The sequence below is a fragment of the Stenotrophomonas sp. RS-48 genome (assembly GCF_030053245.1).
In the GTDB taxonomy this organism is placed as follows: domain Bacteria; phylum Pseudomonadota; class Gammaproteobacteria; order Xanthomonadales; family Xanthomonadaceae; genus Stenotrophomonas; species Stenotrophomonas maltophilia_P.
The window spans coordinates 1-11,735 of record NZ_JASGBV010000055.1 but is presented as its reverse complement, the minus strand read 5'-3'; the positions used below and the strand labels follow the sequence as shown (position 1 = coordinate 11,735).

The following is an 11,735-nucleotide window of genomic DNA, read 5'->3' as shown; positions in this document are numbered from 1 at the left end:
GCCTGACACGCGGAGGGAGAGGGGGCTGCGTGCGAAGTAAAGGAGGAGGTGACGGCCGCAGGCCGGCGCCAGGGGACATTCGCATGCAGCTCCCTCTCCCTCCAGCGCTCGACAATGCCGCTTTTACCCCGGCAGGACAAAGCAGCACAAAAAAACGCGGCCCCCGATGTTCCGGAGGCAGCGCCAGGAGAGAGTGCGATGGAAGGGGCAGGAATCAGAACACGAAGCTGACGCCGGCCACCGGGCCCTTGAATTCCTGCTTCAGACCGATGGTGCCGTCGCTGCCCTTCTTGTCCGCATCCAGCTTGAACCAGTCGTAGCCGGCGAACAGGCCGAAGTTCTTGGTCAGGCGGTAATCGACGATGGCATTGGCGCGGCTCAGGTCACCCTTGTAGTCGTCGAAGCTGCCCCAGCGGGTGTTGAGGTACTGACCCTGCAGGGTGATCATCCACTTCTCGGACGGGGTGAAGCTCAGGCGTGCACCGACCACCGGTGCCACACCGTCGGTCTTCTCGTCCAGGAACTGGCCTTCATACACGGTGCCCAGGTCCGCATAGCCCTTGGTGCTGACCTTGGCGTACTCCGCACCCAGCTGCAGGCCCAGATCGAAGGTGTCGGTGTCGACAACGGAGTAGTCGTAGACCAGGCTGGCCACCTGGTACTTCAGCTCGGCCTTGACGAAGCTGTCAGCCGGCACGTTGACGCCGCCGAAGGAGATGTCCTGGCCCAGCGTCTCGCGGCGGTCCTTGTCGTACTTGAAGTAGTTGAACAGGAAGCGCTGGCGGTCGCTGAGGCGGAACATGCCGTCTACCCGCGGTTCCCATTCCTTGCCGCCGAGCTTGAAATCTTCCGAGAAACCGACGTCCTGGCCGGCGACAGTGGTGTTGCCGCGCAGCGTGTTGTCCGAATCGATGTTCATCGCACCCAGGCGCAGGGCGAAACGGTCATCGCCTTCGGCGGCATGGGCGGCGCTGGCGAACGATGCGCCGGCGGCAAGCAGGGAGAGGGCGAGCAGGGTGGGGACGGAGCGCATCGAAGAGTCCTTGCAGTGGTTCATCAGAATGAAGCCCACTGTGCAGGACGCGCTCGTCCACCATGCGTGAACGTATGGTCGATGGCGTGTGCACGGTTCAGCGCTGTCACGACCATGAAAAAGGATGGCCCCGGAGCCGGGCTTCGGGGCCATCGTGGACCTGCGGGGCGAAGCGTCGACGAGGTTGCTGCAGGCAGGTCGGAAGGTCGGACCGGCAAGGTCGCGGAAAGTTCCCAAGCGTGCGACCAAAGTTCAATACGCTGCACCGCAGCATCATGTGGACGTCATTGTCCCTTGGGCGGCACGCAAAAATGTAACCGTTACCGCAACTTGCGCCCTTCCGGGATGAACAGGCAGCGGTTGTCTCGCAAATTGTCCCATTGCTATAATTTGGCGGCTCGATGAGGCCCCCCTGCTGTAGCCGCCTCAGCCCTCCACTTGCAACCACGCGGGACGTCCTGTGCTGAACTCCGTTGAAGCGGGTCGGCGACTGATGCTGCGCGCCGCGGTCTACCCGCTGGCCGCAGTGGCTGTCCTGGCCCTGGCCTTCCTGCTGGTAGGGCCGAAGTACGCGCTCGGTGCCCTGGCATCCGGCGTGGCGATCTCGGCCGGTGGCTGGGTCGCGGCACGGATGGCGCTGGGCGGGGGTGCCCTGGCTGCGGGGTCGGCAATGGCACGGCTGATCATTGCGATCGTGGCGAAGTGGGTAGTCGTTTTCGGCGTCCTGCTGGTGGGGTTCCTGGTCTTCAAGCTGCCTGCATTGGCGCTGTTGGCCGGTATCGCCGTCGGCTTGATGTTCCAGGTCCTGGCGATGGCCAGGCGTTGACAGAATTCAATTAACTAAGGTTCCGGACACATGGCGGGCGAGGCTCTAACCCCTACCAGCTACATCCAGCATCACCTGCAGAACCTGACCGCACCGGTCGGCAACGGCGACGGGATGTTCTGGCATATCCACGTCGATACCTTCCTCACCGCGGTCCTGATGGGCCTGGTGATCGTGGTCGCCTTCTGGCTGGGCACCCGCAAGGCCACGGCTGGCGTGCCGGGCAAGTGGCAGGCCTTCGTGGAGATCTGCCTGGAGTTCGTCGACCGCCAGGCCAAGGACACCTACCACGGCAAGAGCAAGCTGGTCACGCCGATCGCCATCACGATCTTCTTCTGGATCCTGATGATGAACCTCATCAAGATGATCCCGGCCGACTTCATCGCCAAGCCGCTGGAGCTGGCGGGCATCCATTACTGGAAGCCGGTGCCGACCGCCGACGTCAATGCCACCCTGGGCATGGCCATCAGCGTGTTCTTCCTGATGCTGTTCTTCGCGCTGAAGTCCAAGGGACTGGGCGGCTTCATCAAGGAGTTCCTGACGGCTCCGTTCGGCAAGTGGATGATGCCGTTCAACCTGATCCTCAACATCGTCGAGTGGCTGAGCAAGCCGATCTCCCTGGCGATGCGACTGTTCGGCAACATGTTCGGCGGCGAAATCGTGTTCCTGCTGATCTGGGTGCTGGGTGGTGCCGGTTTCTTCGGCGCCATTGCCGGTGGTGCGTTCGGCCTCGGCTGGATGCTGTTCCACCTGCTGGTGATCCCGCTGCAGGCCTTTATCTTCATGATGCTGTCGATCGTGTACCTGAGCCTGTCGGAAGACGCTCACTGAGTTTCAAGCTTCAACGCGTTTCAACCTTCATCCGTTTCATCACCCTTAGCAACTTAAGTTCCTGGAGATAACCATGTACTTCGCCGTCCTGACCAACTTCGCGCAGATTCAGAGCTCCACCGCCCTCGCCGTCGGCATCATGATCGGCCTGGCCGCGCTGGGCGCCGGTCTGGGTCTGGCCATCATGGCTGGTAAGTTCCTGGAGTCGGCCGCCCGCCAGCCGGAACTGATCCCGGTCCTGCAGGTCCGCATGTTCATCACCGCCGGCCTGATCGACGCCGCGTTCATCATCTCGGTCGCCGTCGGCCTGCTGCTGGCCTTCGCCAACCCGCTGTCGGCCGCCTTCGCCGGTGCCGTCACCAAGGCTCTGGCCGGCTGATACAGCGGTTTGAGACGACCGGGTGCTGATGCACCCGGTTTCGGATGAAGGCCGGATGCGCCGCCCCGGCGGCGCGTCCACCCCGAAACCAGCGATCGAGCTAACCATGAATATCAATTTCACCCTTCTTGCGCAGGCGCTCGCCTTCGCTGGTCTGATCTGGATCATCGCGACCAAGATCTGGCCGCCGCTGATGAACGCGATCGAAGAGCGCCAGCAGAAGATTGCTGAAGGCCTCGCTGCTGCCGACCGCAGCCAGAAAGATCTGGCCCAGGCGCAGGAGAAGGTCAACGAAGCGCTGAAGGAAGCCCGCACCAAGGCCAACGAGATCATCGACCAGGCCCACGCGCGCGCCAACCAGATCGTCGACGCAGCCCGTACCGAAGCGATCACCGAAGCCACCCGTCAGAAGGAACTGGCCCAGGCTGAGATCGACGCCGCCGCCAACCGTGCCCGTGAAGATCTGCGCAAGCAGGTGTCCGCGCTGGCCGTGACCGGTGCCGAAAAGCTGCTCAAGCGCGAAATCGACGCCAACGCCCACAAGGCGCTGCTCGACGAGCTGGCCTCGGAGATCTAAGGATGAGCCAGGCCCTCACGCTTGCCCGCCCGTACGCCCGCGCCGCGTTCGCGACCGCGCGCGACGAAGGTGCGTTCGCGCCGTGGTCGGACGCCCTGGCGTTCTCCGCCCACGTCGCCGCCGACCCGCGCGTGGCGGCCCTGCTCGCCAACCCGGAGCTCGGTCGTGACGACGCTGTCGCCCTGCTGGCGCCGGCGACCCACGGCGAAAGCTTCTCGCGCTTCCTGGCCATCCTGGCCGAATCGCATCGTCTGTCGCTGCTGCCGGAGATCTCCGGCATGTTCGACGCCCTGCGCGCCGAAGCCGAGCACGTGGTCAAGGCCACCGTGACCTCGGCCGCCGAACTGTCGGCCGGCGAGCTGGACGCGATCAAGGTCGCGCTGCGCAAGCGCTTCAACCGCGAGGTCGATGTGACCACTGCGGTCGATGCCTCGCTGATCGGCGGCGCCGTGATCGACGCCGGCGACGTGGTCATCGATGGTTCGCTGAAGGGCAAGCTGGCCCGCCTGCAGACCGCGCTCGCTAACTGAATTCATTTAACGTCCGGCCCCGCTGCCGGCACTAGGACTTGACGATGGCAACCACGCTCAACCCCTCCGAAATCAGCGAACTGATCAAGAACCGCATCGAGAAGGTCAAGCTGGCCGCGGAATCGCGCAACGAAGGCACCGTGACCAGCGTGTCCGACGGCATCGTGCGCATCTTCGGTCTGGCCGACGTGATGCAGGGCGAAATGATCGAACTGCCGAACAACACCTTCGCCCTGGCCCTGAACCTGGAGCGCGACTCGGTCGGCGCCGTGGTCCTGGGTGACTACGAGCACCTGCGCGAAGGCGACGTCGCCAAGACCACCGGCCGCATCCTGGAAGTGCCGGTCGGTCCGGAACTGCTGGGCCGCGTCGTCAACGCGCTCGGCGAGCCGATCGACGGCAAGGGCCCGCTGGGCACCGACGTGACCGCTCCGGTGGAGCGTGTTGCTCCGGGCGTGATCTGGCGCAAGTCGGTCGACCAGCCGGTGCAGACCGGTTACAAGTCGGTCGACTCGATGATCCCGATCGGCCGTGGCCAGCGCGAGCTGATCATCGGTGACCGCCAGACCGGCAAGACCGCCATGGCGATCGACGCGGTGATCAACCAGAAGGGCACCGGCATCAAGTGCGTGTACGTTGCGATCGGCCAGAAGGCATCGACCATCGCCAACATCGTGCGCAAGCTGGAAGAGAACGGCGCCCTGGCCCACACCATCGTCGTGGCGGCCACCGCGTCCGAATCGGCTGCGATGCAGTACATCAGCGCCTACTCGGGCTGCACCATGGGCGAGTACTTCATGGACCGCGGCGAAGACGCGCTGATCGTGTACGACGATCTGTCCAAGCAGGCCGTTGCCTACCGCCAGATCTCGCTGCTGCTGAAGCGCCCGCCGGGCCGTGAAGCCTACCCGGGCGACGTGTTCTACCTGCACTCGCGCCTGCTGGAACGCGCTGCCCGCGTGTCCGAGGAGTACGTCGAGAAGTTCACCGAAGGCAAGGTCACCGGCAAGACCGGTTCGCTGACCGCGCTGCCGATCATCGAAACCCAGGCCGGCGACGTGTCCGCCTTCGTTCCGACCAACGTGATCTCGATCACCGACGGCCAGATCTTCCTGGAAACCGACCTGTTCAACGCCGGCATCCGCCCGGCCGTGAACGCCGGTATCTCGGTGTCGCGCGTCGGTGGTTCGGCGCAGACCAAGATCATCAAGAAGCTGTCGGGCGGCATCCGCATCTCGCTGGCCCAGTACCGTGAGCTGGCTGCGTTCGCGCAGTTCGCTTCGGATCTGGACGAAGCCACCCGCAAGCAGCTGGAACGTGGCCAGCGCGTCACCGAGCTGATGAAGCAGAAGCAGTACGCGCCGATGTCGATCGCCAACCAGGCGCTGTCGATCTACGCCGTCAACGAGGGTTACCTCGACGACGTGCCGGTCAACAAGCTGCTGGCGTTCGAAGAGGGCCTGCACGCCCACTTCGCCAACACCCAGGGCGAGCTGATCAACAAGGTCAACGCCACCGGCGGCTGGGACAACGATATCGAAGGTGCCTTCAAGAAGGGCATCGCCGACTTCAAGACCACCGGCAGCTGGTAACAGCGCATGGGGAACGGGGCCTGGCCCCGTTCCACCGTTGAACAACGCGGGGCATCAGCCCCGCGCCACGGGAAACAAGAGATGGCAAGCGGACGCGAAATCAAAACCAAGATCAAGAGCGTGCAGAACACCCGCAAGGTGACGCGCGCCCTGGAGATGGTCTCGGCCTCCAAGATCCGCAAGGCGCAGGATCGGATGAAGACCTCGCGTCCGTACGCGCAGGCGATGAAGCAGGTGATCGGCCACCTGGCGCAGGCCAGCACCGATTACCAGCATCCGTTCCTGGTCGAGCGCGAGCAGGTCAAGCGGGTCGGTTTCATCGTGATCTCCTCCGATCGCGGCCTGGCCGGCGGCCTGAACAACAACCTGTTCCGCAAGATGCTGGGCGAAGCCAAGGCATGGCAGGACAAGGGTGCGGAAGTGGATCTGGTGACCATCGGCCAGAAGGCATCGACCTTCTTCCGCCGCGTCAAGGTCAACATGGTCGGCAGCGTGACCCACATCGGCGACGTGCCGAAGCTGGAATCGCTGATCGGTGTGATCAAGGTCATGCTCGACGCCTTCACTGAAGGCAAGGTCGACCGCGTGTACCTGGTCTACAACCGCTTCGTGAACACCATGACGCAGAAGGCCAGCTTCGATCAGCTGCTGCCGCTGCCGGCGGCCGAGAAGCAGGTCGCGCACCACGACTGGGATTACCTGTACGAACCCGATGCCGCGACCGTGCTCGAGCACGTGATGACGCGTTACATCGAGTCGCTGGTGTACCAGGCATTGCTGGAAAACGTCGCCTCCGAACATGCCGCACGCATGGTCGCGATGAAGGCGGCGAGCGACAACGCCAACAAGCTGATCGGTACGCTGCAGCTCGTCTACAACAAGGCGCGCCAGGCAGCGATCACCCAGGAAATCTCCGAAATCGTCGGCGGCGCGGCAGCAGTCTGACCGCGTTCGTTCAAAGCACACATTTAGAGGATGCAGCAATGAGTCAGGGCAAGATCGTTCAGATCATCGGCGCGGTCGTCGACGTCGAATTCCCGCGTGAGTCGGTGCCGAAGGTGTACGACGCACTGAAGGTCGACAACACCGAAATCACCCTTGAAGTCCAGCAGCAGCTGGGCGACGGCGTGGTGCGTACCATCGCCCTCGGTTCCACCGATGGCCTGAAGCGCAACCTGGTCGCCACCAACACCGGTCGTGGCATCTCGGTGCCGGTCGGCGCCGGCACCCTGGGCCGCATCATGGACGTGCTGGGCCGTCCGATCGACGAAGCCGGCCCGGTCGCTGCCAGCGACAACTGGGAAATCCACCGCGCTGCGCCGTCGTACGAAGACCAGTCCCCGGCCACCGAGCTGCTGGAAACCGGCATCAAGGTCATCGACCTGATGTGCCCGTTCGCCAAGGGCGGCAAGGTCGGCCTGTTCGGCGGCGCCGGCGTCGGCAAGACCGTCAACATGATGGAACTGATCAACAACATCGCCAAGGCGCACAGCGGTCTGTCCGTGTTCGCCGGCGTGGGTGAGCGTACCCGTGAGGGCAACGACTTCTACCACGAAATGAAGGACTCCAACGTCCTCGACAAGGTGGCGATGGTGTACGGCCAGATGAACGAGCCGCCGGGCAACCGCCTGCGCGTCGCGCTGACCGGCCTGACCATGGCCGAGTACTTCCGCGACGAGAAGGACGAGAACGGCAAGGGCAAGGACGTGCTGCTGTTCGTCGACAACATCTACCGCTACACCCTGGCCGGTACCGAAGTGTCGGCACTGCTGGGTCGTATGCCGTCCGCCGTGGGTTACCAGCCGACCCTGGCCGAGGAAATGGGCGTCCTGCAGGAGCGCATCACCTCGACCAAGAACGGTTCGATCACCTCGATCCAGGCCGTCTACGTTCCCGCGGACGACCTGACCGACCCGTCGCCGGCGACCACCTTCGCCCACCTGGACTCGACCGTGACCCTGTCGCGTTCGATCGCCTCGCTGGGTATCTACCCGGCCGTCGATCCGCTGGACTCCACCAGCCGCCAGATGGACCCGCTGGTCATCGGCCACGAGCACTACGACACCGCCCAGCGCGTCCAGCAGACCCTGCAGAAGTACAAGGAACTGAAGGACATCATCGCCATCCTGGGCATGGACGAACTGTCCGAAGAAGACAAGCAGGCCGTGTCGCGCGCCCGCAAGATCGAGCGCTTCTTCAGCCAGCCGTTCCATGTGGCCGAAGTGTTCACCGGTTCGCCGGGCAAGTACGTGCCGCTGAAGGACACCATCCGTGGCTTCAAGGCCATCGTCGATGGCGAGTACGACCACCTGCCGGAGCAGGCGTTCTACATGGTCGGCGGCATCGAAGAAGCGGTCGAGAAGGCCAAGAAGATGGCCGAGAAGGCCTGATCCGGGAGGGGCGGGAGCGATCCTGCCCGACCTGACGCCGGCGCCGGGCAGCCGCCCGGGCCGGTGGACCTCCACGGTGGCATCGCGCCACCGCGAACAGCGAAGAGATTTGCATGAGCACGATCCGTTGCGACATCGTCAGCGCCGAGCAGGAAATCTTCCGTGGCGAAGCGACCCTGGTCGTGGCCACCGGTGAGCTGGGCGAACTGGGCATCGCGCCCAAGCACGCACCGCTGATCACCCGCCTGAAGCCGGGCAAGGTGGTGGTGACCACGCCGAACGGCGAGCAGCTGGATTTCGCCATTTCCGGCGGCATCCTGGAGGTTCAGCCGCAGGTGGTGACCGTGCTGGCCGACACCGCGATCCGCGCGCAGGACATCGACGAAGCCTCGGTCCGCAAGGCCAAGGAAGAAGCCGAGCGCATCCTGGCCAACCGTGGTGAAGCCATGGAAGTGGCCGAAGCCCAGCAGAAGCTGGCCGAGGCCGTGGTCCAGTTGCAGGCGCTGGAGCGCCTGCGCAAGAACCTCAAGCACTGAGGCTCGCCACACCCACAAAAACGCCGGCCTCGTGCCGGCGTTTTTGTTTGTGCGCCATCACCGCCGGTCAGCGGTAGACCACGTGGCGCATCAGCAGGAACGACACCGCCGCCAGTCCGCCCTCGACCAGCGGCTTGGTCAGCCACGCGTAGCGCAGGCCCAGAGCCTGGTCGACCAGGCTGACCAGCAGCGTGCTGGCCGCCGTCAGCAGCAGCCACAGCGCGCAGAAGCGCGCAAAGCGCTTCCAGCCCAGCTTGTGCGTGCCCGGCTCGGCGAACGTGTAGCGACCGTTGAGCCAGAAGCCCAGCAGCATCCCCGCCAGCCGGCCCGTGACGTTGGCCGGTGCAACCGGCAACCCCAGTGCGGTGGCCGCCACGAAGACCGCCCAGTCGACCAGCAGCTGCACGAGCCCGATGACGAGGTAGGTGCTTCCCTGGCGGATGAGGCTCATCGGCATGCTGAAGAAGGAGGGGCATCCATGTTAACGGGCCACGCTCTAGAATCGGTGTCATCGAACCACGGATTCCCCCCATGACCCAACCCCTGCACGTGATCATCCTGGCCGCAGGTGCCGGCAAGCGCATGAAGTCGGTGCTGCCGAAGGTGCTGCAGCCGATCGCCGGGCAGCCGATGCTCGCGCATGTCATCGCTGCCGCCCGCGAGCTCGACCCCGCTGCGATCCACGTGGTGTATGGCCATGGTGGCGAGGCAGTGCGGCGCCACTTCGCCGACCAGACCGACCTGCAATGGGCCGAGCAGGCACAGCAGCTGGGGACCGGCCACGCGGTCGCGCAGGCGATGCCGCAGGTGCCCGACGCCGCGCAGGTGCTGGTGCTGTACGGCGATGTGCCGTTGATCCGCGCGCAGACGCTGCGCGACCTGCTGGCGCAGCCGGGCCGGCTGGCCGTGCTTGTGGCCGATGTCGATGACCCGACCGGTTATGGCCGCGTGCTGCGCGACGCCGAGGGCCGGGTCGGCGCCATCGTCGAACAGAAGGACGCCAGCGATGACCAGCTGCGCGTGCGCACGATCAATACCGGCATCATCACCGCCGAATCGACCGCGCTGCGCCGGTGGCTCTCGCAGCTGTCCAACAGCAACGCGCAGGGCGAGTACTACCTGACCGACGTATTTGCCTTTGCAGCCCGTGAGTTCACCCCGGCCGAGATGGCACTGGTGGCCGATGTGCAGGAAGCAGAAGGGGCGAACGATCCCTGGCAGCTGGCGCAGCTCGAGCGCGCGTGGCAGCGCCGCGCAGTACGTGCGCTGTGCGCGCAGGGCGCGCGCGTGCTGGACCCGTCACGGCTGGATATCCGCGGCAGCGTGACGGTCGGCAGCGATGTGCTCATCGATGTCGATGTCATTCTTGAGGGCAAGGTGGTGCTGGGAGATGGCGTGACCATCGGCCCGTTCAATCGACTCAAGGACGTGACGCTCGGGCCGGGCACCGAAGTGCGCGCGCACTGCGACCTGGAAGGGGTGGTCACCGAAGGTGCCGCATCGGTCGGTCCGTTCGCCCGGTTGCGCCCGGGCACCGTGCTCGCCGATGGCGTCCACGTAGGCAACTTCGTGGAGACCAAGAAAGTGACCCTCGGCGTGGGCAGCAAGGCCAACCACCTGACCTATCTGGGCGATGCGGTGATCGGCAGCAAGGTGAACATCGGCGCCGGCACCATCACCTGCAACTACGACGGCGTGAACAAGTCGACCACGACCATCGGCGACAATGCCTTCATCGGTTCCAACAGCTCGCTGGTGGCGCCGGTTCTGATCGGCGAGGGCGCCACCATCGCCGCCGGTTCGGTCATCACCCGCACCGCGCCGGACGGCAAGCTGACGCTGGCACGCGCACGGCAGGAAACCATCGATGGCTGGAAGCGGCCGGTCAAGAAATCCTGAGCCACGGATTCCGCATGCCGACGAGCTCGGCGTGCTGCCGGCGATCGAACAGCGTGCCGGCGAACTGCTGAAGGGCCACGAAGCCTATCCGGTGTTCGCCGGCCACGGCCTGGATCTGCAGGCGCTGCGGGACGGCCTCCGGCGTGGGCAGCTGTGGGTGGTGGATGACGCCGAGGGCGGCGGCATCGCCGGTTACCTGCTGGCAGGCGGGCTGTGCGGCGAATTCCATGTGCTGCAGATGGATGTGGACCCGGCGCATGCGCGTCGTGGCCATGGTCGTGCTTTGCTGCGGCACGCGTTGGCATTGGCCAGGACCCAGGGCTATCGCTCTGCGGTGCTGACCACGCTGGCAGACGTGCCGTGGAATGCGCCGTTCTATGCCGGCGAGGGATTCGTGGGGCTTGCGCAGGAGGAATGGGGTGACGGGCTGCAGGCCGTGATGGCGGAGGAAGCCGCATTGGGGTTTCCGATGCATCTACGGGTGGCGATGCGGCGTGTCCTGTCTTCGATGGATGGCTGAAGGTCGTTCCGGGGTGCCTTCGCCAATGATGTCGGGCAGCGCCGGGTCATGCCCGGCGGGCGGAGCGGCCGCTTCCGCTTCCCGGAGCGTCACCTCACCCCGCCGGCAGCAGGATCGAAACACACAACCCACCCTCACTGCGGTTCTGCAGCGACACCCGTCCACCGTGCGCCTCCACGATCTCCCGGGTCAGCGCCAGTCCCAGCCCGGTGCCGTTGCGCTTGGTCGAATAGAACGGCATCAACGCATTCTGCAGTACCTGCTCGTTCATGCCTTTGCCGCGATCAAGCACATCCAGACGCAGCCACTGGGGCAGGCGGGTCAACTGCACCTGCACGTCATCGTTGGGCGGATCGGCTTCCGCGCAGGCTTCGTGCGCGTTCTTCAGCAGGTTCAGCAGCGCCTGCCCGAACTGCGCGATATCGATGCGGCTGCTCATCTCCTCGTCCGGCTCCTGCTCCATGCCGAACGGAATCTGCTGGCGCAGGCTGGACAGGAACGTGGCCCAGTGCACGGTCTGCAGCTGGGGCTGTGGCAGCTTGGCGAAGCGTGCGTATCCGCGGATGAACCCCTCCAGGTGGCGGGCGCGATCTTCGATGGTGGTGAAGATCTCCGGCAGGCG

General features: G+C 65.0%; 14 protein-coding genes. 11 read left to right on the top strand and 3 right to left on the bottom strand.

All coding sequences use genetic code 11. The annotated features are described in order from the left end of the window. Nucleotides 1-214 precede the first annotated feature (214 nt). Nucleotides 215-1,033 carry a hypothetical protein gene (locus QMZ25_RS11390; protein WP_053518741.1) on the bottom strand — a complete coding sequence of 273 codons (819 nt, stop codon included), beginning with the start codon at nucleotides 1,031-1,033 and terminating at the stop codon, nucleotides 215-217. Nucleotides 1,034-1,493: 460 nt separating this feature from the next. Between QMZ25_RS11390 and QMZ25_RS11385 the strand changes: the two genes are divergently transcribed. From QMZ25_RS11385 to QMZ25_RS11345, 9 genes are all read left to right on the top strand, one after another. Beyond that, nucleotides 1,494-1,859 (top strand): hypothetical protein, encoded by a 366-nt coding sequence (locus QMZ25_RS11385; protein WP_180876808.1) that lies wholly within the window; start codon nucleotides 1,494-1,496, stop codon nucleotides 1,857-1,859. A gap of 30 nt (nucleotides 1,860-1,889) precedes the next feature. After that, nucleotides 1,890-2,690, top strand: coding sequence for a F0F1 ATP synthase subunit A (atpB, locus tag QMZ25_RS11380; protein WP_053518739.1), 801 nt, complete (start codon nucleotides 1,890-1,892; stop codon nucleotides 2,688-2,690). 73 nt (nucleotides 2,691-2,763) lie between these two features. Next, nucleotides 2,764-3,069 (top strand): F0F1 ATP synthase subunit C, encoded by a 306-nt coding sequence (atpE, locus tag QMZ25_RS11375; protein WP_005411133.1) that lies wholly within the window; start codon nucleotides 2,764-2,766, stop codon nucleotides 3,067-3,069. A 106-nt stretch (nucleotides 3,070-3,175) separates the two neighbouring features. Continuing rightward, nucleotides 3,176-3,646, top strand: a complete 471-nt coding sequence (locus tag QMZ25_RS11370) for a F0F1 ATP synthase subunit B (protein ID WP_053518738.1) — start codon at nucleotides 3,176-3,178, stop codon at nucleotides 3,644-3,646. Nucleotides 3,647-3,648: 2 nt separating this feature from the next. After that, entirely contained in the window at nucleotides 3,649-4,176 is a 528-nt protein-coding gene (locus QMZ25_RS11365; protein WP_283219658.1) for a F0F1 ATP synthase subunit delta, read from the top strand. 44 nt (nucleotides 4,177-4,220) lie between these two features. Then, nucleotides 4,221-5,768: a F0F1 ATP synthase subunit alpha gene (gene atpA, locus QMZ25_RS11360; protein WP_053518735.1), complete on the top strand. Its 1,548-nt coding sequence runs from the start codon at nucleotides 4,221-4,223 to the stop codon at nucleotides 5,766-5,768. Between the two features lie 81 nt (nucleotides 5,769-5,849). Further along, entirely contained in the window at nucleotides 5,850-6,713 is an 864-nt protein-coding gene (atpG, locus tag QMZ25_RS11355) for a F0F1 ATP synthase subunit gamma (protein ID WP_053518734.1), read from the top strand. 38 nt (nucleotides 6,714-6,751) lie between these two features. After that, nucleotides 6,752-8,158, top strand: a complete 1,407-nt coding sequence (gene atpD / locus QMZ25_RS11350) for a F0F1 ATP synthase subunit beta (RefSeq protein ID WP_049429233.1) — start codon at nucleotides 6,752-6,754, stop codon at nucleotides 8,156-8,158. A gap of 113 nt (nucleotides 8,159-8,271) precedes the next feature. After that, on the top strand, nucleotides 8,272-8,694 hold the full coding sequence (locus QMZ25_RS11345) for a F0F1 ATP synthase subunit epsilon (protein ID WP_005419509.1): 423 nt from the start codon (nucleotides 8,272-8,274) through the stop codon (nucleotides 8,692-8,694). Between the two features lie 67 nt (nucleotides 8,695-8,761). Here the strand turns inward: QMZ25_RS11345 and QMZ25_RS11340 are convergent, their stop codons facing one another. Continuing rightward, nucleotides 8,762-9,145, bottom strand: coding sequence for a GtrA family protein (locus QMZ25_RS11340; protein WP_283219657.1), 384 nt, complete (start codon nucleotides 9,143-9,145; stop codon nucleotides 8,762-8,764). Nucleotides 9,146-9,225: 80 nt separating this feature from the next. Between QMZ25_RS11340 and glmU the strand changes: the two genes are divergently transcribed. Next, entirely contained in the window at nucleotides 9,226-10,593 is a 1,368-nt protein-coding gene (glmU, locus tag QMZ25_RS11335; protein WP_065175197.1) for a bifunctional UDP-N-acetylglucosamine diphosphorylase/glucosamine-1-phosphate N-acetyltransferase GlmU, read from the top strand. Then, nucleotides 10,562-11,113 (top strand): GNAT family N-acetyltransferase, encoded by a 552-nt coding sequence (locus QMZ25_RS11330; protein WP_283219656.1) that lies wholly within the window; start codon nucleotides 10,562-10,564, stop codon nucleotides 11,111-11,113. Before glmU ends, QMZ25_RS11330 begins: the two co-directional genes overlap by 32 nt. A gap of 94 nt (nucleotides 11,114-11,207) precedes the next feature. Here QMZ25_RS11330 and QMZ25_RS11325 read toward each other — a convergent pair. Next, the coding region (locus QMZ25_RS11325) for a sensor histidine kinase (RefSeq protein WP_283219655.1) at nucleotides 11,208-11,735 on the bottom strand (528 nt) is incomplete at its 5' end.

What these genes read in the sequence shown, in the direction of transcription:
- QMZ25_RS11390 (WP_053518741.1), bottom strand. Translation starts at nt 1,033, where the DNA reads ATGCGCTCCGTCCCCACCCTGCTCGCCCTCTCCCTGCTTGCCGCCGGC.
- atpB (WP_053518739.1), top strand. Translation starts at nt 1,890, where the DNA reads ATGGCGGGCGAGGCTCTAACCCCTACCAGCTACATCCAGCATCACCTG.
- atpE (WP_005411133.1), top strand. Translation starts at nt 2,764, where the DNA reads ATGTACTTCGCCGTCCTGACCAACTTCGCGCAGATTCAGAGCTCCACC.
- QMZ25_RS11370 (WP_053518738.1), top strand. Translation starts at nt 3,176, where the DNA reads ATGAATATCAATTTCACCCTTCTTGCGCAGGCGCTCGCCTTCGCTGGT.
- QMZ25_RS11365 (WP_283219658.1), top strand. Translation starts at nt 3,649, where the DNA reads ATGAGCCAGGCCCTCACGCTTGCCCGCCCGTACGCCCGCGCCGCGTTC.
- atpA (WP_053518735.1), top strand. Translation starts at nt 4,221, where the DNA reads ATGGCAACCACGCTCAACCCCTCCGAAATCAGCGAACTGATCAAGAAC.
- atpG (WP_053518734.1), top strand. Translation starts at nt 5,850, where the DNA reads ATGGCAAGCGGACGCGAAATCAAAACCAAGATCAAGAGCGTGCAGAAC.
- atpD (WP_049429233.1), top strand. Translation starts at nt 6,752, where the DNA reads ATGAGTCAGGGCAAGATCGTTCAGATCATCGGCGCGGTCGTCGACGTC.
- QMZ25_RS11345 (WP_005419509.1), top strand. Translation starts at nt 8,272, where the DNA reads ATGAGCACGATCCGTTGCGACATCGTCAGCGCCGAGCAGGAAATCTTC.
- QMZ25_RS11340 (WP_283219657.1), bottom strand. Translation starts at nt 9,145, where the DNA reads ATGAGCCTCATCCGCCAGGGAAGCACCTACCTCGTCATCGGGCTCGTG.
- glmU (WP_065175197.1), top strand. Translation starts at nt 9,226, where the DNA reads ATGACCCAACCCCTGCACGTGATCATCCTGGCCGCAGGTGCCGGCAAG.
- QMZ25_RS11330 (WP_283219656.1), top strand. Translation starts at nt 10,562, where the DNA reads ATGGCTGGAAGCGGCCGGTCAAGAAATCCTGAGCCACGGATTCCGCAT.